This window comes from Caproicibacter fermentans, assembly GCF_014303955.1.
GTDB classification, from domain to species: Bacteria; Bacillota; Clostridia; order Oscillospirales; family Acutalibacteraceae; genus Caproicibacter; species Caproicibacter fermentans.
The window spans coordinates 117,511-135,851 of sequence record NZ_CP060286.1; the positions used below are offsets into that span (position 1 = coordinate 117,511).

At 55.1% G+C, this 18,341-nt stretch carries 19 protein-coding genes and 1 pseudogene; 14 read left to right on the forward strand and 6 right to left on the reverse strand.

The genetic code is table 11. The features are described from left to right. Window positions 1-160: 160 nt before the first annotated feature. Genes HCR03_RS00585 through HCR03_RS00600 form a run of 4 tightly spaced genes read right to left on the reverse strand, consistent with a single transcriptional unit; the run spans window position 161 to window position 3,430 of the window. The gene (locus HCR03_RS00585; RefSeq protein ID WP_187036178.1) at window positions 161-835 is read right to left on the reverse strand and encodes a class II aldolase/adducin family protein; all 675 of its coding nucleotides are present in this window, start codon (window positions 833-835) and stop codon (window positions 161-163) included. Between the two features lie 11 nt (window positions 836-846). Further along, window positions 847-1,512 carry an HAD family hydrolase gene (locus tag HCR03_RS00590; protein WP_187036180.1) on the reverse strand — a complete coding sequence of 222 codons (666 nt, stop codon included), beginning with the start codon at window positions 1,510-1,512 and terminating at the stop codon, window positions 847-849. A gap of 3 nt (window positions 1,513-1,515) precedes the next feature. Next, the gene (locus HCR03_RS00595) at window positions 1,516-2,505 is read right to left on the reverse strand and encodes a transketolase family protein (RefSeq protein ID WP_187036182.1); all 990 of its coding nucleotides are present in this window, start codon (window positions 2,503-2,505) and stop codon (window positions 1,516-1,518) included. A 22-nt stretch (window positions 2,506-2,527) separates the two neighbouring features. Then, a complete protein-coding gene (locus HCR03_RS00600) occupies window positions 2,528-3,430 on the reverse strand; it encodes a transketolase (protein WP_066648825.1) in 903 nt (300 codons plus the stop codon). Window positions 3,431-3,777: 347 nt separating this feature from the next. Here HCR03_RS00600 and HCR03_RS00605 point away from each other — a divergent pair, with 347 nt between their 5' ends. Next, entirely contained in the window at window positions 3,778-4,830 is a 1,053-nt protein-coding gene (locus HCR03_RS00605) for a zinc-binding dehydrogenase (protein WP_187036184.1), read from the forward strand. A 54-nt stretch (window positions 4,831-4,884) separates the two neighbouring features. Here HCR03_RS00605 and HCR03_RS00610 read toward each other — a convergent pair whose 3' ends face one another. Next, window positions 4,885-5,835, reverse strand: a complete 951-nt coding sequence (locus tag HCR03_RS00610; protein WP_066648813.1) for a sugar-binding transcriptional regulator — start codon at window positions 5,833-5,835, stop codon at window positions 4,885-4,887. A gap of 118 nt (window positions 5,836-5,953) precedes the next feature. Here HCR03_RS00610 and HCR03_RS00615 point away from each other — a divergent pair, with 118 nt between their 5' ends. From HCR03_RS00615 to HCR03_RS00650, 8 genes are all read left to right on the forward strand, one after another. After that, the gene (locus HCR03_RS00615; RefSeq protein WP_066648811.1) at window positions 5,954-6,214 is read left to right on the forward strand and encodes an HPr family phosphocarrier protein; all 261 of its coding nucleotides are present in this window, start codon (window positions 5,954-5,956) and stop codon (window positions 6,212-6,214) included. 15 nt (window positions 6,215-6,229) lie between these two features. Next, window positions 6,230-6,685, forward strand: coding sequence for a PTS sugar transporter subunit IIA (locus HCR03_RS00620; RefSeq protein ID WP_187036186.1), 456 nt, complete (start codon window positions 6,230-6,232; stop codon window positions 6,683-6,685). A gap of 33 nt (window positions 6,686-6,718) precedes the next feature. Further along, window positions 6,719-7,015: a PTS sugar transporter subunit IIB gene (locus HCR03_RS00625; RefSeq protein WP_066648796.1), complete on the forward strand. Its 297-nt coding sequence runs from the start codon at window positions 6,719-6,721 to the stop codon at window positions 7,013-7,015. 97 nt (window positions 7,016-7,112) lie between these two features. Beyond that, window positions 7,113-8,531 carry a PTS galactitol transporter subunit IIC gene (locus tag HCR03_RS00630; RefSeq protein ID WP_066648793.1) on the forward strand — a complete coding sequence of 473 codons (1,419 nt, stop codon included), beginning with the start codon at window positions 7,113-7,115 and terminating at the stop codon, window positions 8,529-8,531. 106 nt (window positions 8,532-8,637) lie between these two features. After that, a complete protein-coding gene (locus HCR03_RS00635) occupies window positions 8,638-9,726 on the forward strand; it encodes a 2-hydroxyacid dehydrogenase (protein WP_187036188.1) in 1,089 nt (362 codons plus the stop codon). A gap of 16 nt (window positions 9,727-9,742) precedes the next feature. Next, on the forward strand, window positions 9,743-10,387 hold the full coding sequence (locus HCR03_RS00640) for an L-fuculose-phosphate aldolase (RefSeq protein WP_187036190.1): 645 nt from the start codon (window positions 9,743-9,745) through the stop codon (window positions 10,385-10,387). 16 nt (window positions 10,388-10,403) lie between these two features. Next, window positions 10,404-12,134 (forward strand): phosphoenolpyruvate--protein phosphotransferase, encoded by a 1,731-nt coding sequence (gene ptsP, locus HCR03_RS00645; RefSeq protein WP_166525088.1) that lies wholly within the window; start codon window positions 10,404-10,406, stop codon window positions 12,132-12,134. Continuing rightward, window positions 12,131-12,592: an eL24 family ribosomal protein gene (locus tag HCR03_RS00650; RefSeq protein WP_187036191.1), complete on the forward strand. Its 462-nt coding sequence runs from the start codon at window positions 12,131-12,133 to the stop codon at window positions 12,590-12,592. The genes ptsP and HCR03_RS00650 overlap by 4 nt, the downstream gene beginning before the upstream one ends. Window positions 12,593-12,649: 57 nt before the next feature. Here the strand turns inward: HCR03_RS00650 and HCR03_RS00655 are convergent, their stop codons facing one another. Further along, the gene (locus tag HCR03_RS00655) at window positions 12,650-13,600 is read right to left on the reverse strand and encodes a helix-turn-helix transcriptional regulator (protein ID WP_066648780.1); all 951 of its coding nucleotides are present in this window, start codon (window positions 13,598-13,600) and stop codon (window positions 12,650-12,652) included. A 354-nt stretch (window positions 13,601-13,954) separates the two neighbouring features. Here HCR03_RS00655 and HCR03_RS00660 point away from each other — a divergent pair, with 354 nt between their 5' ends. The 5 genes and pseudogenes from HCR03_RS00660 (at window position 13,955) to HCR03_RS00680 (ending at window position 18,338) form a co-directional block, all read left to right on the forward strand. Then, entirely contained in the window at window positions 13,955-15,142 is a 1,188-nt protein-coding gene (locus HCR03_RS00660) for an ABC transporter substrate-binding protein (protein WP_228725045.1), read from the forward strand. Then, window positions 15,139-16,215: a FecCD family ABC transporter permease gene (locus HCR03_RS00665; RefSeq protein WP_187036193.1), complete on the forward strand. Its 1,077-nt coding sequence runs from the start codon at window positions 15,139-15,141 to the stop codon at window positions 16,213-16,215. Before HCR03_RS00660 ends, HCR03_RS00665 begins: the two co-directional genes overlap by 4 nt. Further along, window positions 16,212-16,992 (forward strand): annotated as a pseudogene (locus tag HCR03_RS00670) (ABC transporter ATP-binding protein). Before HCR03_RS00665 ends, HCR03_RS00670 begins: the two are co-directional and overlap by 4 nt. A 30-nt stretch (window positions 16,993-17,022) precedes the next feature. Then, entirely contained in the window at window positions 17,023-17,661 is a 639-nt protein-coding gene (locus tag HCR03_RS00675; RefSeq protein ID WP_175391776.1) for a class I SAM-dependent methyltransferase, read from the forward strand. Next, window positions 17,658-18,338, forward strand: coding sequence for a GTP-binding protein (locus HCR03_RS00680; protein ID WP_066648769.1), 681 nt, complete (start codon window positions 17,658-17,660; stop codon window positions 18,336-18,338). Before HCR03_RS00675 ends, HCR03_RS00680 begins: the two co-directional genes overlap by 4 nt. Window positions 18,339-18,341: the final 3 nt, after the last annotated feature.

The window sequence follows — 18,341 nt, forward strand, 5'->3', positions numbered from 1 at the left end:
GGGAGGCAGCCTCTGCTTTTAGGAGCAGGGCGATGCTGCCGCCAAAGGTACGAAAACCGGAATTTCTCATATGTTTTTATAAAAAGATAACCCATGCGCAAACAGTGCTGTCTGCGCATGGGTTATTGCTTTATTTCAGGGCGGCTCTGTCCGCGGTTGGTCAGACGCGCCCGAGGAGTTCCTTCGGAATTTCACCGTGAGCCTGACCGACAAACTTGTAGATTTCCACGGTCTGCTTGATCTGCGCGTCGGTCAGATGACGAATCGGGCTGACTGCGCGGGCGGCAAGATAGCCTTTGGCGCATTCTTCCAGATAAACCGCGGCGTTGAGCGCCTGCTTCATGGAATCTCCGGTCGTCATGACTCCGTGATGCGCCAAAATAACCGCGTGGCCGTCGCCCAAAAATTGGACGGTGTCGATGCCCATCTGCTCGCTGCCGGGGGAGCTGTAAGGGGCCACCGGGACGTTGCCGCCGCAGGCGTTGCCCAAAGTTGTAAGGTCGGCGTGGAATTCGTCCTGAATCAGGCCGATTGCGGTTGCGTAAGGCTGATGCGTGTGGATGACCGCGTTCACATCCGGTCTGTGATTAAAAATGTACAGAATGGCGGCTGTGTCCGACGACGGCTTGCGATCGCCCTCGATGACTTTTCCCTCTGGATCCATCACGATCACGTCGTCCGCCTTCATGTCCTCATAGATCATTCCGGACGGCGTAATCAGGATTTCGCCGGAGGGTTGGCGGAGACTCAAATTACCTCCCGCGAGAGAAATCAGCCCGTAGCGGTCCAGACTCATGCCGGCCTTGATAATTTCCATTTTTTCTGTTTCAAACATAGTAAACCTCCTCAATCTTTTATAAAAAGGGGCGGCAGTTCCTCAGGAGAGTGCACAATCCAGTCAGGCTCATACGCGGAAAGGGAGCGCGGGTTCTGGTAACCCCAGGCAACGGCAGCCAAGGGCACGCCCGCAGCCCGCGCTGTCCTCATATCCACGTCGGTGTCGCCGACGAACAGGCACTCCTCCCGACTCAGGCCGAGGAATTGAATCAAATGCAGCAGCGAACGCGGGTCCGGCTTTGAAATCGTGTCGGGTGTCTGGCCCGCGACCGAATTCAGAAGTCCGGGGAAAAAGGAAGAGATGACCTGTTCGGCCAGCGGCGCCGGTTTGTTGGTGAGCACGGCCGTCGCCGTTCCGCGACGCCGGAGCTCATGGAGCAGCTTCGGAATGCCGGGAAACGGGCGCGTCAGCGCGCAGGGGTCTTTCAGGTAAGTCTGCAAATCATATCGGCGAATCGGCTCCAGCAGTTCCGCAGCCCGGTCGGACGGGCAGCCGCCCAGCAGCAGCAGGCGGGGATAAAATTCCGCGATTGGCAGGCGGCACAGGCCGCGGCACTGTTCGGCGGAAACCGGACTCAGGCCGAAGTGCGCGAGCGAAGCGTTGCAGCAGCGGCACAGGGTCGGGAGAGTGTCCAGCAGGGTTCCGTCAAGGTCGAAAATACAGGCCCTGAACATTCCTTATACCGCGGAGAAATCCTCGAAGCGAATTTCCTCAAGGTCTTTTTCGCTGATTTCGAAGGATTTTCCCATCAGGTTTTCGACCGCGCCGATTAGCGTCATGGCATCCATCTTGTATTTTTTGAGCAGGTACATTTTTGAAGCGCCGTGCGCGTAGGTGTCCTGCAGGCCGACCTTCACCAGCTTTTTGCCGATTCCGTGCTCGGCCATCACGTCTGCGACCGCAGAACCCAGACCGCCGATCACGGTTCCGTTTTCAATGGTGACGACGCCGTATTTTGCCTTTTGGCACGCTTCCACTACTTGCGGGTCCGTGAAGGGCTTCAGCGTGGAGACATGCAGGTGCCGGATGGAAACTCCTTTTTCCCGGAGCGCGGCGGTCGCGCGCAGAGCTTCCTCCGTGCAGACAGAAGAAGAGAGCAGTGTAATGTCTGTTCCCTCTGAAAGAATGCGGGCGTGGTTGAAGCGGATCGGCTCGTCCGCCGGGAAGAAACGGGGGACTTCCTTGCGGAGCATCCGGATAAACACGGGGCCGTTGTAGCTGTAGGCGAGGTCGAGAACCCCCTCGATCTCCGTCGCGTCCCCAATGTCGAAGATGGCGAGGTTTGGAACCGTGCGCAGCACGCCCACATCATTTGTGGACTGATGCGTCACGCCGCCCGGCGTGGTGATTCCCGGGACAAAGCCGACAAAAACCACGGGAAGATTCGGGTAGGCCACGCTCATTTCCAGCTGGTCGAGGATGCGGCGGTACAGAAAGACCGAAAACGTGTGCAGGAACGGACGGAAACCTTCGCGCGCCATACCGGCGGCCCAGGAGCACATGTTCTGCTCCGCGATGCCCATGGAAAAATAGCGGTCTGGGAAAACCTCGTGGAATTCCTTGATTTCACAGGAGGTTCCCAGGTCCGCAGACATCACGACGACCTCCGGGTGCTCTTTGGCAAGACGAATCATGTTTTTGGAATGCGTATTCACTTCAATTTTCATTGCTTTTCACCTCACCCTTTCGTTACATCTGCTCGCAGAAAGAGATGAACTCTTCCCGGCGGTCTTTCGGAATTCTGACAAAATGCTTCGGGACAAGGGATTTCAGCGGAGGAATCCCCTGCGCGGGGTCGGTGTCGCAGAGAACCATCAGCGGCTTTCCCGGATGCGGGGTCTGCGCCGCTTGTTCCAAAGCTTCAATATCGTGGCCGTTAATCTGCACCGCTTCCCAGCCGAACGCCTTCATGCGGTCGGTCAGCGGCTCCGTGTTCATCACGTCCTTGGTCCAGCCTTCCACCTGCTGATGGTTGATGTCCGCGTAAACGATGAAATTGTCCAGATGATAATAGGCGGCGGCCTGGAAGCATTCCCAGTCCTGTCCTTCTTCCAGTTCTCCGTCGGAGAGCATGCAGTAGATTTTTCCGGCGTTTCCCTTCAACTTGTACGCGTGGGCTGTGCCCGCTGCAATGGAAACCGTCTGCCCCAGGGACCCCGCCGTGTTTTCAAAACCCGGGGAGTGTTCCGCTCCGATCATTTCCATATTCCAGCCGTCCGCGTTGAATTTGTCGATGGCGGCTTGTGAAATGCGTCCGCATTCCGCCAGTGCGCAGTAGATGACGGAGGCGTAATGGCAGCAGGAAACGAACAGGCGGTCCCGATCCGGCGTTTGTTCTCCATTGTAAAGAGAACCCTTCGGGTAGTCCATGTTTTGCGCCGAAGGAACTCCCGGAAACGGCTGGGCGTCCGGATTCCCGAGGCTGGGCCCGATGTTCAGGATGTTCATGTAGAGAGTGGTGACGATTTCTGCGGAAGAGCAGGCCTGTGTGAGGTAGCAGCCCCCGCGCTCGATCGCCAGGCTGAGAATGTGCTTGCGCACGTTGGTGGCTGCGCGGGCAATCTCCTCGTTGGAAAATTTTTTGTCCGGCATAATACAGATCTCCTTTCGACTCTAACTCCGTAGGAATGTTTAGACGGAAAAAGCTGGGCAGGGCTTTCTAAGCAAGCCGCTTGTTGCCGTGCTGGCCTGACCGGGTAACGGGACATGACCCAGACGGTATAATAATTATTTCATATAAATGAACATATGTCAATACATAATATTTGATAAATCCCTAAAATATATTTAAATAAAACGATTAAAATGTGCAGAATATCAAAAAACAGTTGACATTTTATCAAAAATTGAGTAAAGTAGAATTGTGAAAAGATTCATTGGTATGAACATAATTTAATTCATGAGCACGAATGGCGGAAAAAACAGGAGGAATTTCAAGCATGAAAGCAGTTGTAAAAAGCTCGACTGGCTACGATAACATGATTTATGAGGAAATCCCGGAACCGGAGGCGACCGGTGATCTGGTGAAAATCAAGGTTGCCTATTCCGGAATCTGCGGGACGGACCTTCACGCGTTCAAAGGAACTTACTCCAGCACAAAGCCGCCGGTGGTCCTGGGACACGAGTTTTCAGGAATCGTCACCGCGGTGGGGCCGGAGGTGAAAAAAATCAAAGTCGGGAATCGTGTGACAAGCGAGACGACGTTTTCCACCTGCGGCCACTGCTCCTACTGCCTTTCCGGGGATTACAACCTCTGTTCTCACCGCAGGGGCATCGGCACCCAGATCAACGGCAGCATGGCGGAGTATGTGGTCAGCCGCGAAGAGAGCATCCACATCGTGCCGGAAGGTGTCTCCCTGCTTTCGGCGGCGCTGACCGAGCCGCTGGCCTGCGGTGTTCATGCCGGCATTGAAAAGGGAGATGTGCAAAAGGGCGACGTCGTCTGCATTTTCGGTGTCGGCGCCATCGGCCAGATGGTGGCGCAGGTTTGCAAGGCAAGGGGAGCGACGGCTGTCGTGGCCGGGTTGAGCTCGGACCGGGAGCGCTTCCAGATCGCGCTGGACAACGGCGCGGACCGCGCGGTCGACCAGATGAAGGAGGACCTGGCGCAGGTCATCGGCCAGATGACCGGAGGCGAAGGGGCGGATATTTCCTTTGAATGTTCCGGAGCGGTGCCGGCAGCCAACAAGGCGCTGGAAATTACGCGCCGAAAGGGCAAAGTGATTCAGATGGGTGTTTTTCCGCAGTCAAAGGAGCAGATCTGGACGGATTTGATTCTGCACAAGGAGATCAACTATGTCGGTTCCCGCAGTCAGAAGCCGAGTTCCTGGAGAACTTCCATTCAGCTGCTTGCGGCCCACACGGTTGTCCCGGAAAAAATCGTGACGAAAATCGTCACCCTGGAGAATTGGAGGGAGGGGTTCGAGACGTCGATGCGCGGAGAGGGAGTGAAGGCCGTAATTTCCTGCAACGCCGACCTGGAGGACAAATAAAAAGGCAGAGGCAAAAGCCTCTGCGCAACATTTTCTGTTTTGTTTTGGGAACGGCTAATTTCCGCGGGCAAGCTCCAGCATGCGAACGGCAAGCGCTTCGTCTGCGACAAGGACGTTGATGTATTTTCCCCGGATGGCCCCAAGCACCGCCTCCGCCTTAAACGCAGCCGCGCTGATGCCGACGGACCACTCGGCGGCATGCATGGCGTCCAGCGGCGCCCCGATGGTGTAACGGCCCTCCGGCTCCATATCGATCGGGCTTCCGTTCCGGTCATAAGGGCGCGCCAGCAGGTGCCCCACGGCCCCTTTCCCGATGATGTTCATGCGGTCCTGATCGGTGAAATAGCCGGACTGCTGCAGCGTGGTGCCGGAGTCGAACGATCCGATTCCGGTCAGGATGATGTCGACATGGTTGGCCTGGTTCAGGGTTGCCTCGATCTGAGGCTCTTTGATCAAATAGGAGTGTACGGTTTTGCTGCCGACGTAAATCGGGGCGTAAATGTTGGAATAAGTGCCTCCAAGCCGCTTGGAAATCCGGAGAGCCAGCTCGATCCCGTCGATGTTGGGATTCCCGGTGCCGAGGCAGCCGACCATTTGGACCACGTGAACGTTGTAGTAGTCCTTCCGTTCGATCAGATCGCAGAGGTACTGCGGCGCGGCGCCCCAGGAAATGCCGATGACCTTGTTGTTCTCCATAATGGTGTTAAAAAAGTGGCTGGCCGCCTCGCAGCACCTGCGCAGTGCCTTGTGGTATTCGTAGGAGCCGTTAACCACAATCGCTTCCCGCAGACCGAACGTGTTCCGCAGGTCGAACGAGAGCTTCGCGTTTTTTCGCACCGGGCTGTGAACAATAATTTCCACGATTCCGGCATCCTTCGCTTCCTCCAGAAGGCGGGATACCGTTGGCCGGGAAGTATTCAAAATTTTCGCAATATCAATTTGATTCAGTTTCTGTTCATAATAAAGTTCGGCGGCACGCACCAGAAGGTCGGTTTTATCTTCCATTGGGAAGAATACACTCCTTTGTTAAAATCGGTAAAGATATTCTGATAGCAGTATACCATAATCTTGACGATCTCAAAAGGACTATTCAATAAATCATTTCGGAATGGAGACGAGAGACATGTATCGGTATGAAACAGCCGTAAAAAATCCAACCGGTCTGCACGCAAGGCCGGCTTCACAAATGACGCAGCTCTGCAAAAAGTTTTCCGATAATATCGCGCTGGTCTGCGGAACGAACCGCGTGAATCCCAAAAGCATCATTTCCATCCTGTCCGCCGGAATCAAACAGGGGACCGCGGTCACCGTTGAAGTGGAGGGGGAAAACGAAGAGGCCGTGTGTATGCAAATCGTTTCGCTGATCGAAAATCTTACTGATTAAGGAGATGACCGGGACATGCGGGCAATTTACGAAGATCTGGTTGTCTGCGGCGTTGATGCCGCGGACGCGGAGGACGCGATCCGTCAGGTTGGGCGTCTTCTTTTCCGGAAGGGATTTGTCAAAGACACCTACGTTGACGCGGTGGCCGCACGTGAAAAGGAGTTTCCGACGGGCTTGCAGCTGAAAAATCTTGCCGTGGCAATGCCGCATACCGCGGGCGTTCACGTCAACACGCCAGCGGTATGCGTGGCCAAGCTGGCACATCCGGTTCAGTTCGCGCACATGGGCGATCCGGAAACGGAAGTTCAGGCGGAGCTTTTGTTCATGATGGCGATTCAAAATCCGGATGCCCAGCTGGAAACCCTGCAAAAGGTGATGAAGGTTTTTACCGACGAAGCGGCCGTCGCCGAATTTAAGGCGGCCGGCGACAGGGAATCCCTTTATCAGGCGGCGAAACGCCATATCGGGTAAAACGAAGAGATGAAATTCAAGGAGGTAAATGCAATGGCAAAACATGTAAAGATTCTTTGCGTCTGCGGTTCGGGGACTGTCAGCTCCGCGATGGTCGCGAACAAGCTGAAGGAAAAGCTTGCCGACTACGGCTATGCTGTTGAGGCGACGGAATGCAGCCCAAACTCCGCCGAAACGGCTTTGGCCTCGGGAGGATTTTCCCTGATGGCCTGTGTCAGCCCCGTCTATCAGGAGTTCGGGGTCCCAAAGGTAAACGCGGTCGGCATGCTGACCGGCCTTTCGGAAGATCAGGTGCTGCAGGACTGCTTGAAAATTTTAGAGAAGGAATAAGCAATCCTTCTGCGCGGAGAGTATGAATTTATAAAGAAATCCAAAGGGATTAAAAAAATACGGAAAGCCGTTGGACGGCGTGACAAAATCAAGGGGGATGTTTGTATTGGATAATTTCTTTAAAGGCATGAGCGACGTTTTTTCTACGTTCGGGGCGGGTGTCTTTGTTCCTGTCATTTTGTTTGTCATTGCGATCGGCATGGGAGTAAAAGGGAAAAAAGCCTTTAACTCGGCTCTTCTCTGCGCGGTTGGACTGACCGGGTTCAATCTGGTCATCAGCAGCTATGGGAACATCATTACTCCTGTCGTCAATTCCATGGTAAAAAACTCGCATGTAAACCTTCCCGCGCTGGACACCGGGTGGCAGTCCACCTCTGTGATTGCTTATTCCACCAGCGTCGGCCTGATCTTCATCGGAATCGCCATTGTAATCCAGCTTGTGCTCTTTTTCAGTAAATGGACGGACATATTCATGGCTTCCGACTTATGGAACAACTATTCGTTCATGGTATGGGGCTCCATGCTTTATGCCCTGACGAAAAACATGTGGCTTGCGCTGACCTGCATGGTCGTGCAGCTGCTGTACATTCTGCTTTTCAGCGAAGTGGTCGCCAAGCGCTGGTCGAATCACTATCAGTACCCGAACTGCTGTATGACTGCTCCGCACCATATGGAAGCGGTGCCGTTTGCCCTTTTCATGAACTGGTTTCTCGGGAAGCTCGGTTTTAACAAAATCAAGCTCAACGCGGCTTCCATTCAAAGACGGTTCGGCCTCCTGGGCGAGCCGATGTTCATCGGCCTGGTGATCGGCGCACTCATCGGCGTATTGGGGAATCTCAGCGCTTTGAATCAGCTGGCCTCATGGGGAGTCATCACCTCCTCCGCGGTTTCAACTGCGGCGGTTATGGCGGTTTTCCCGAAAGTCGGCGGGATTTTCGCTTCCGCGTTCACCTCGCTGACAGACGCCTATAAATCCAAGGCTGCGAAGAGCGGGCAGGGACGCGTCTGGTATCTTTCCGTCAACGACGCCGCCGGCTACGGCGAGCCGAACACGCTGGTGACCGGCATTCTGCTGATGCCCATTATGCTGCTGCTGGCGTTTGTCCTGCCGGGCAACACCATCCTGCCGATGCTTGATCTGGTCGCGCTGCCTTACATGGTTGAGGTGTTTGTCTGCGTTTCTCACGGCAACATCGCCAAAAGCCTGCTTTCCGGCGCCATTTGGTTCAGCCTCGGCCTGATTGTTGCCTCGCAGCTGGCTCCCACCTTTACGCAGGTTGCGATTGCAGCGGGCTTTGAGCTGCCGCAGGCCGGCGTGTACATCATGAGCTTCGGAATCATGTGCCATCCCCTGATCGCGGGTCTGTTTTACGCGTTCCTGTCCCGGAACCCGGTGATCATCGGCGGCGTGATTATCCTGTACTTTGTTCTTTACTATCTGTTCCGTAAGAATAAGGACCGTGTGGTGGACTGGCTGGAAAATTACGGAGCCATTCCGGAAGTTTCCCAGACCTGAGCACGATTTGCTGAAACAGAAGGCCCTGCAGCAATCGCAAGTTCCAAAACAGATCCGCAGCCGCTGTTGCAGGAAAGGACAGCGGCCCTTTTTTAAGGAGAGGGAAATGCTTGATTTTTTGAAAAGCGAACCACAGAACATAGTTGTCGTCGGCGATGCTTTTGTCCGGCCGGAGACGATGGAGCGCGCTGTCCGCGCCTCGCGGGTTAACGCGGCGGAGGTATCGCGCGTTTTCTGGGGAAATGAGGATAAAGACGACTTTGCCGCCCGCCAGATGAATCTTGAGAAAAACGGACCGGAAGCGGAACCCTGGGCGGAGGGCCTTGCTCCCCTGCTGAAGGACTGCACCGTGCTGATGACTCATTTCAGCCCTGTGCCGCGCGGGCTGATTGACCGGGCACCGAAGCTTCGGGCCGTACTGACCTGCCGGGGCGGGATGGAACACATCGACGTAAAGGCGGCCGGCGAGCGGAAAATCCCGGTGATCAACGTAATCCGGAACGCGGTGCCCGTCGCGGAATTCGCACTCGGCTTGATGCTTGCAATGACGCGCAACATCGCGTCTTCCCATCATCGGCTGATGGAGGGAGAGTGGCTTAAGGAATTTCCGAACTCCGGGTTTGTCTCCACGCTCGGCAGCCTGACCGTCGGTCTGGTCGGACTGGGAAATGTGGGGATGGAGCTTGCAATCCGTTTAAAAGCGCTGGAAGTTCCATTGATCGTACAGGACGATTATCTGGACCGGGACCGCATGAAGCGCAATGGTTTGGGAGATGTTACAATCGTAGAGACGAAAGAGGATGTGTTTCGGCTTGCCGATCTGGTGAGCCTGCATCTGCGCCTGACGCCGGAGACGCGAGGCATAATTGATCAAAGCTGCTTTTCACTGATGAAGCCGAGCTCCTATCTGATCAACACGGCCCGGGGAGGACTAGTCAACCAGGCCGACCTGATCGACGCTCTGCGCCGCCATGCCATTGCGGGCGCGGCCCTTGACGTGTTTGACCGGGAGCCGCTGACCCCGGAGGATGGATTTGCCGGATTGGACAATGTGGTGATTACCCCCCACATTGCCGGCGCTACCGTTGACGCGATTCCAAATTCCCCATTTCTTCTCATGCGAACGGTCGATAAAATCCTGACGCAGGGACTGAAAGACAGAATTGTAAATTACAAAGAAATTTTTTCGGACTGATTAGGAGGATTTTGACATGATTTTAAAAGAGGAACGCGAGCAGGTTGTGGAGTTTGGAAAGAAGCTGGTGGAGCTGGGCCTTACCGCAGGCACGTTTGGAAACGTCAGCGTATATAGTCCGAAGGAAAAGCTGATGGCGATCAGCCCGTCCGGAATGGACTATTTTCAGATCGACCCGGAGGATGTGGTTGTGCTGACGCCCGACGGAGAAAAGGTAGACGGCGAAGCGAAGCCTTCGAGCGAATACGACATGCACCGAATTTTCTACCAGAAGAGGCCGGGCGTCAATGCCGTGATTCATACGCACTCCGTTTACGCGACCACGCTGGCCTGCCTGCACTGGAAAATCGAGCCGATTCACTATGAGGTTGCCTACGCGGGGCCGGATGTCCCGTGCATCCCGTATGTACAGTTCGGAACCTACGAGCTGGCCGTGGCGGCTCTGCAGGCCATGGGGAACGATCATTATGCGTGCCTGCTCGGCAACCACGGCCTTCTCGCCGTGGGAAGCAGCCTCACTTACGCGCTGGATGTTGCGCAGCAGACGGAATTTGTCGCTCAGCTGTATTACAACACCAGAGTTGCGGGCGGCGGCGTCAACCTGACCGACAAGGATATGAAGAATGTTTTGGGAGCGTTTCAGTCATACCGTCAAAGATAACAAGGGAGATAATTTTATGAAAGTCATCAAGGGCCTGGCCGGTGCTTCCGGATATGCGGCCGGACATGCCGTGGTTTTTTCGCGGACGGTAATTCCGACCGATAAAAAGAAGATTGAAGATCCCGAAGCGGAAATAACCGCGCTTGAATCCGCGCGTTCGCGTTACGTCCGCTCTTTGGGGCTTTTGGCGGAACGCGCCCGCCGGGAGCACGGCGAACAGGAGGCCGCTATTTTTGAGGCTTACCGGGAAATAGCGTCGGACGACGTGTTTTTTGATGAGATCAAGGAAAAAATTCGCACGGAGCGCGTCGACGCCTCCTGGGCGATCGAACAGAAGCGTTCGGAAACGGAATCTGTTTTGGACGGTTTGGACGATCCCTATTTGAAAACCAGAAAGGACGACATCAACAACGTCTGCAGGGAGGTTACGGCGGAGCTGCAGGGCGCCGGCGCCGCGGACCCGATTGCCGAAGCCGGCGGGGACGACTTGATCGTGTTTGCCGAAGATCTGACTCCTGCCGATACCGTCCGCCTGGACCGCGCGCGTCTGAAAGGCATGGTGACAGAAAAGGGCGGCGTGACGTCCCATACCGTGATTCTGGCCAAGCTGCTTGGAATTCCGGCGATTGTGGGAACGGGCCCCATGCTTTCGGAGGTTCAAAACGGAGACGAAGTGCTGGCCGACGGCGGCTCCGGCACGGTGGTCCTTTCGCCGGACGCAGCCGGCAGGCAGGGTTTTCTCGCAAAACAAAAAAAGGCGGGGCTTCGGGAATCTTTATACGCGGAATGCCGTGCGAAACCCGCTCGTACCCGCGACGGCTTTTCCGTGCGCGTGGATGTTAATTCCGGCGATAAAGAGAGCATAGAGACGTTCAACGCCGATGAGTGTGACGGCGTAGGGCTGTTCCGCACGGAGTTCCTCTATATGGGGCAAAAGGATTACCCGTCCGAAGAATTCCAGTTTGAAGTCTACCGCGGCATGGCGGAAAAGGCGGGCGGAAAGGAACTGATTATCCGCACGCTGGATATCGGCGGCGACAAGCAGCTGGATTATATGGACCTTCCCAAAGAAAGCAACCCGTTTCTGGGGTTCCGCGCCATTCGGATCTGCCTTTCCAGGCCGGAGCTTTTTCAAACGCAGCTGCGCGCCATTCTGCGGGCCGGCGTGTATGGAAACGTGAAAATCATGTTCCCAATGATTGTGAACCTGGAGGAGCTGCTTCAGGCGAAATCACAGCTGGAGGCCGCCAAGAGAGAACTGGACGGACGCCAAATTGCCTATCGAAGAGACATCCCGGTCGGCATCATGGTGGAAACGCCGGCCGCGGTACTGCTCTCGGATATTCTTGCGAAGCATGTGTCGTTTTTTTCCATTGGCTCGAACGATCTGATTCAGTATACCACGGCGACGGACCGGATGAACGAAAAAGTTCAGTATCTGTATGACAGCTGCAACCTGTCCGTGCTGCGGTCGATCCGGATGGTCTGCCGGAACGCGCACGCGAACGGCGTGCAAGTCGGAATCTGCGGAGAGACGGCTTCGGAGCCCCGCCTGATTCCGCTTTGGTGCGCCTTGGGCGTGGATGAGCTTTCGGTGGCTCCGCCGCTGGTCGGGCGGACCAAATATATCGTCGGGCAGGTGTCCAAAAAGGAAATGGAAGAGAGGACGGAAAAGCTTCTCGCTTCCGGAAGCATTCCGGAAGCCAAACAGGAGCTTTCGGGAATTCTCGGGGAGCTTGGACTATGAGTGGAAAACGGGCAGGGAAAAAGCGGGCGGCGGCAGTCCAAAGTAAAAAAATCGAATCCGTGCGGGGCGAACGCTGCGTCTACTGCGGGAAGCCCCTCGAAGCGGGCGGCGAACCGTTTGAAGCGACAGTTAAAAGCCGCAGATTCCATACGTGCTGTGCCTCCTGCAAAGAGGCAACCGAGCGTTATGTCCTGCTGGATAAGCGGAAAAAAGTCTGGCTGTATCTGACTCTTCTTCTCTGTGCGGCCGGGATTATCATCAGCGCCATGGGGGCCGCGAATCTCTTTATGTACGGCAGCATCCTTCTTGCCGGAATTGGATTTTTGGCCTTTCCGTACCCGATTACGACGTTTGAGACATTTTTGAGCTGCCCGATTCAACGGGTGACTGTGATCACCCGCGCGGTGGGGGCCTTGCTGAGTGTTTTGGGTCTTCTTTTCCTGCTCCTGGCCCACTGAAAGAAGCGGGGGCTTTTACCGTCTTTTGACCGCGTTCCGCCCGCAGCGAGCGCGGATTCAGCCGGAAGTCAGCATGCCGGTTTCTGAAACGTCGTATCCGCCGATCGCCTGAAGCTCGGCGCGGAACTCCGGGGAGCGAACCGTTTCCAAAGTCTGCCGAAACAACGGCTTTGAAAGGTTTTCCTTCTTGAAAACAAGGTCGTACCGTTCCTTCTGCAGAGGAACGAATTCAATCGAATCAACCTGCATCGCCGTTTTTTCAATGCCGACCGCGGCGTCCGCTCCGCCGCGGGCAACCGCGCCGGCAGCCGCAAGATGTGTGAGGCAGGCGCGGTTGTAGCCCTTGATCTGCGTTCCCTCAAGACCGAGCAGGCGCAGATGCTCATCCAGAAGGATTCTGGTTCCGCTTCCTTTTTCGCGGTTTGCAATGGTGATGTCGGAGCGTTTCAGGTCTTCCCAGGAGCACAGGTTTTTCGGATTCCCTTTTTGCACGTAGAAGCCCTGCATCCGGTAGGCCAGATTAACCGAGACAACCGCAGTTCCGGGGAGCAGGCTCCGGAGGTATGTCGTGTTGTACGTTCCGGTTTTCCCGTCCCAAAGATGAGCCGTCGCAAGCTGCACTTCATTGTTGTAAAGCCCGTAAAGACCGTTGTAACTGCCGATATACGAACGAAGAATCCGCTGGCTTGGGCGGGATTCCTCCAGCCTGCGGGAGAGCAGGTCGAGCGCAAGGTCCTGCCCGCACAGGACAAATCCGTTTTCGACAGGCTCCCGCTCTGAAAGAAGAGGATTTCGGCCTGCGTTTTTGTCCGCTTTGCCCGGGCCGGTCTTGGCGGACTCAAGATACGCGCGAATGTCGCTGTAATCAAAGCGGATTTTATTGCCGATGCGGTAGCCGTTCAGCTCTTTCCGCTTAATCAGCTCGTAGACCAGATTTTTGCTGATTTTCAGCAGATCCGCGACTTCCTGGGGAGTCAGTGCAGTAAGCTCTTTTGCCGGTTGGTTCATTTCACAAGTCCCTTTCCGCTTTGTTTTGTTATTAATTATACCAAATTGTCATTTGTTTGCAAGAAAAGGATGGTGCCTTTTTGCACTGACTTTATTTATTTTGGTTTATGATGGAATTAATTGGGATTTTTTCTACGCCTCATTAATAAATTATGTTTAAAATCGAATAAAACCTTTTATCTAACGGATTATTTTCGAAGTATTGCAATATAAAACAAAACGATTTAAAATAAAACGGTACAAAAACAAACAGAATGCGGACGGAAGCAAAGAAGCTTAACGGCTTTGCTTCGTCTGTTTTTTTATTTGCTGGTACCGGAATACCCGGCTGCGGCAGACAGGAGGAAAGAGAGGATGGAAATGGGTCAGGTAAAGTGGAAAAATGTACGATTATACAGGGTCGCCGTCGGCCTATCCCTGACGATTCTGGCGGTCGGTCTTTTTTGGGGATGTTCTCAGGGGAGCGCGAGCCCGCCGAATTCACAGGCCGCCTCCATTCTCTCCTCCGACATCTCATCCGAGGCGACTTCCAGTCATCGGAAGGCCGCAGACGGGACAAGGACGATCACGGACATGATGGGAAACCGCATCACTGTGCCTGACGAGATCCGCCGGGTGTACTGTTCCAGTCCCATTGGAACCGACTTCCTTTACACGCTCGCGCCAGAAACGCTCCTCGGGTGGAGCTGGGCTATGTCGGACGAGGAGAAAAAATATATTCTCTCTCCGTACAAGGATCTGCCGGTTCTCGGAGGGAATATGGCGGGACAGAATTCCATCAATACGGAAACCGTTATTAAACTGAAGCCGGATATCATTCTGGACTTTGCGCACGAGGGACAGGTCGGCGAAGCGGTGAAAAAGCTGAGCGAACAAACAGGAATCCCAATTGTGGAGGCGCCCTCCGATCTGGACCGGACTGAGGAATGCTATCGATTTTTCGGGGATCTCCTCAATCGGAAAGACCGCGGCGATCAGCTGGCGGATTATGTAAGGGACTCTCTCGCAAGGACGAAAGCCGTCTGCGAAAAGGTCCCGGCCGGCCAGCGGATGAAGCTGTATTATTCGGAAAGCGCCGACGGGTTAAAAACGGATGGGACGGACTCCATGCATACGGAGGTGATCGACTTTGTCAGGGCAATCAACGTGGTGGATATGAAAACCACCGCGATGGCGAATGGAACGGCTGTGTCGATGGAACAGGTCCTTGCCTGGAATCCGGAGGTAATTCTGTTGAATAGGAAGATGGGGGGCGATGAATTTTTAAAATCCGTTTACTCCGACCCTAAATGGGCCGCCGTTTCCGCCGTGAGGAACAAACGAATTTACACGCCGGTTTCCGTCCCGTTCAACTGGTTTGACCGCCCGCCCTCCGTGGCGCGCGTGCTGGGGGTACAGTGGCTTGCGAGTGCTTTGTACCCCGATACGGTAAAAATAGACCTGAAAAGTGAAATACAAAAATTTTATCAGCTTTTTTATCAGGCCGAAGTATCCGGTGAGCAGGCCGAAGCGCTGCTGAAAGCCTCGGGAGTCGGTCCATGAACGCCCCGTCGGTCAGGCTTGTAAAGATCGGGCCAAGGGCCGGACGCGTGAGTGTGAGCCAAAAAAGAGTGAAAATCGCGGCGGTATTGCCCATTCTGCCGATTGCCGCTTTTCTGTTTTCCCTCACGGTCGGGCGGTATGGAATCCCGCTTCCCGAGTTTTTCAGGCTGCTCCGGATGCGGGCGCTGGGAATCGCCTTGGAAGGAAACTTTTCCACAATGGCGACGGTCCTGTTCGGCGTGCGCCTTCCCCGGATCCTGAGCGCCTTGCTGGTCGGCGCGGCTCTTTCCGCCTCCGGCGCGACGTATCAGGGAATATTCAAGAACCCGATGGTGTCGCCGGATATTCTCGGCGCCTCGGCCGGCGCCGGTTTCGGCGCGGCGCTGGCGATTCTGAACTCGTTCGGAATCCCGGGGATTGAACTCTCTTCTTTTTTAGGCGGAATCACCGCCGTTTTAATGACTTCGCTTTTCACCCGCGCGGTTGGGCGGCACGGAGAAACGGTTTTGCTTTTGATTCTGACCGGAATGGTGGTGCAGAATCTGTTTAGCGCATTCACCTCCATCACGAAGTATGTTGCGGACCCGAATGACAAGCTCCCGGAGATCACGTTCTGGCTGATGGGAGGACTTTCCTCCATCACCTGGCGGGAGGTTTGGATGCTTCTGATTCCCTGTGCGGCCGGCATGATCCCGCTTTTTTTAAGCCGCTGGCAGATCAACGCGCTGACCTTCGGGGACGAGGAAGCACAGTCGCTCGGCGTGGATACGCGGAAAATCCGCATTTTGCTGATTTTCTCGTCCACTCTGCTGACCTCGGCTTCCATCGCGGTCTCCGGAATGATCGGCTGGGTCGGGTTGATTATTCCGCATCTGACGAGACTTGTGGTCGGCCCCAATTACAAAACGCTTCTGCCGGCGTCCGTTCTGATCGGGAGCGCCTTCCTTCTTTTGGTTGACAATGCCGCCCGCTGCATTTTTCCGACGGAAATTCCGCTTGGAATTCTGACCTCAATCATCGGCGCCCCGTTTTTTCTCTATCTGCTGCTGAAACGAAGGGGGGCGGCGGAATGAAACTGGAGCTTTCGTCCGTCGCGTGCGGGTACGGCGGAAAGAACGTCCTCAGCGGAATTTCGTTCAGCGTTTCCTCCGGCGAAATTCTCTGCATTCTGGGACCGAACGGCGTGGGAAAAACCACGCTGTTCAAATCGGTGCTCGGATTTCTGAACCTGAGGGGAGGGGAAATCCGGGCCGATGGGGAGAATGTGAGCGGCTGGTCGCGAAGACGGTTTGCACGTTCCATCGGCTACGTCCCCCAGGCGCACAACACCCCCTTTCCGTTCACGGTCTTCGATGTGGTCCTGATGGGCCGCACCGCCTATTTCGGCACGTTTTCCACGCCGGGCGAACAGGATCGTAAAATCGTTGAACGGGTGCTCGAGGCGCTGGAGATTGGTTGTTTGAGGAACCGCCGGTTTACGGAGCTCAGCGGCGGCGAACGGCAGATGGTTCTCATTGCCCGGGCGCTGGCGCAGAAACCGAAAATTCTTGTAATGGACGAACCAACCAGCAATCTTGATTTCGGGAATCAGATTCGCGTTCTGAGGCGGATTAAGAAGCTGTCGCAGAGCGGCCTGGGAGTCGTGATGACGTCCCATTTTCCCGATCATGCGTTTCTGTGTTCTTCCCGCGTGGCCCTGCTGCGGCGGGGGTGGGTTGCAGATCGGCGCGCCGGATACAATCGTTACGGAAAAAAATCTACAGGATATTTATGGGGTTTCCGTGAAAATTGCTGAAGTTTCCATCGGAAACGGCATTGGTGTCAAGACCTGCGTCCCCCTGATTAACTGAAAAAGCGTGAAGAACAAGGAGATGAAGAAGATGAATCATGCGGAAGATTTTGACTGCATCGCGGAAAATATCTTTTTCCCGATCTATGAGGTGATTGCAAAGGACATCCTCGCTTATTCCAAAATCACCTCCGGAAGGATTCTTGACCTGGGCTGCGGGGGCGGGCATCTGGGGCTTTCCGTATTAAAACAGGAAAAAGGGCTTTCAGCTGTTTTACTGGATCGGAACCCGGACGCGGCGGCGATCGCGGAACATCGGGCGGCGCAGTGGGGCCTCAGACAGCGCGCAACGCCGATCGTTGCCGACGTTTCACGGATTCCGCTTCCTGACGGCAGCGTCGACCTCGCCGTGAGCCGCGGTTCTTTCGGTTTCTGGCCGGATGAGGGCCTCGCCTTTTCTGAAATTCTGCGGGTTTTGAGCCCGGGCGGCAAAGCCTATATCGGCGGCGGATTCGGGAACCTGGACCTGAAGCGGAAAATCGTGAAAAAGATGAAGACGGTTTCCCCCGACTGGCCGGAGTGCGTTCACCGGAAGACCAACGGATTTACCGCAGAGGATTACGGCAAAATTTTAAGCGGGCTCGGCGCGGAATTTGAGTTCATTGACAATGAGGAGAAGGGCTTCTGGATTTTGCTGCAGAAGCCACGCAGAATGGAGGCTGTGTCATGAAGCTGATTACAGTTTCGGGCCCGCCGTCCTCCGGGAAAACTTCCGCCGTTCTTCAGGCAGTTCGGTTTTTCCCGCAGAATGTCAGATTCGGCGTTGTTAAATTCGACTGCCTTTCCACCTGTGACGACGGGATATATCAAAAATCGGGGATTCCGGTGCGGGTCGGCATCTCCGGAAATCTGTGCCCCGATCACTATTACATCACAAATATCAGCGAGGCGGTTCAGTGGGGGCTGAATAACCGCTTCGATTATCTGATTTCCGAAAGCGCGGGGCTGTGTAACCGTTGTTCTCCCCATATCCGGGACGTCCTCGCCGTCTGTGTGATCGACAATCTTTCCGGAATCAACACGCCCCAGAAAATCGGCCCGATGCTCCGCAACGCGGACCTCGTGGTCGTAACGAAGGGCGACATTGTTTCGCAGGCGGAGCGGGAGGTGTTTTCCTTTCACATCCGAAAAACAAACCCGAGGGCCGCCGTCGTTTCCGTCAACGGTCTCACAGGGCAGGGGGCGCTGGCTCTAAGCAAGTGGTTTGAGCGTGCAAAAGGCATTGACAGCTTGGAGCACATGCGTCTCCGCTTTACCATGCCGGCGGCCGTATGCTCCTACTGCCTCGGACAGACGCTGATCGGGAAGGAATTCCAGATGGGATTTACCAGAAAAATGGAGTTTTGAGGA

Coding starts and splice junctions, on each gene's coding strand:
- HCR03_RS00585 (WP_187036178.1), bottom strand. CDS start 835: ATGTTTGAAACAGAAAAAATGGAAATTATCAAGGCCGGCATGAGTCTG.
- HCR03_RS00590 (WP_187036180.1), bottom strand. CDS start 1,512: ATGTTCAGGGCCTGTATTTTCGACCTTGACGGAACCCTGCTGGACACT.
- HCR03_RS00595 (WP_187036182.1), bottom strand. CDS start 2,505: ATGAAAATTGAAGTGAATACGCATTCCAAAAACATGATTCGTCTTGCC.
- HCR03_RS00600 (WP_066648825.1), bottom strand. CDS start 3,430: ATGCCGGACAAAAAATTTTCCAACGAGGAGATTGCCCGCGCAGCCACC.
- HCR03_RS00605 (WP_187036184.1), top strand. CDS start 3,778: ATGAAAGCAGTTGTAAAAAGCTCGACTGGCTACGATAACATGATTTAT.
- HCR03_RS00610 (WP_066648813.1), bottom strand. CDS start 5,835: ATGGAAGATAAAACCGACCTTCTGGTGCGTGCCGCCGAACTTTATTAT.
- HCR03_RS00615 (WP_066648811.1), top strand. CDS start 5,954: ATGTATCGGTATGAAACAGCCGTAAAAAATCCAACCGGTCTGCACGCA.
- HCR03_RS00620 (WP_187036186.1), top strand. CDS start 6,230: ATGCGGGCAATTTACGAAGATCTGGTTGTCTGCGGCGTTGATGCCGCG.
- HCR03_RS00625 (WP_066648796.1), top strand. CDS start 6,719: ATGGCAAAACATGTAAAGATTCTTTGCGTCTGCGGTTCGGGGACTGTC.
- HCR03_RS00630 (WP_066648793.1), top strand. CDS start 7,113: ATGTTTGTATTGGATAATTTCTTTAAAGGCATGAGCGACGTTTTTTCT.
- HCR03_RS00635 (WP_187036188.1), top strand. CDS start 8,638: ATGCTTGATTTTTTGAAAAGCGAACCACAGAACATAGTTGTCGTCGGC.
- HCR03_RS00640 (WP_187036190.1), top strand. CDS start 9,743: ATGATTTTAAAAGAGGAACGCGAGCAGGTTGTGGAGTTTGGAAAGAAG.
- ptsP (WP_166525088.1), top strand. CDS start 10,404: ATGAAAGTCATCAAGGGCCTGGCCGGTGCTTCCGGATATGCGGCCGGA.
- HCR03_RS00650 (WP_187036191.1), top strand. CDS start 12,131: ATGAGTGGAAAACGGGCAGGGAAAAAGCGGGCGGCGGCAGTCCAAAGT.
- HCR03_RS00655 (WP_066648780.1), bottom strand. CDS start 13,600: ATGAACCAACCGGCAAAAGAGCTTACTGCACTGACTCCCCAGGAAGTC.
- HCR03_RS00660 (WP_228725045.1), top strand. CDS start 13,955: ATGGAAATGGGTCAGGTAAAGTGGAAAAATGTACGATTATACAGGGTC.
- HCR03_RS00665 (WP_187036193.1), top strand. CDS start 15,139: ATGAACGCCCCGTCGGTCAGGCTTGTAAAGATCGGGCCAAGGGCCGGA.
- HCR03_RS00675 (WP_175391776.1), top strand. CDS start 17,023: ATGAATCATGCGGAAGATTTTGACTGCATCGCGGAAAATATCTTTTTC.
- HCR03_RS00680 (WP_066648769.1), top strand. CDS start 17,658: ATGAAGCTGATTACAGTTTCGGGCCCGCCGTCCTCCGGGAAAACTTCC.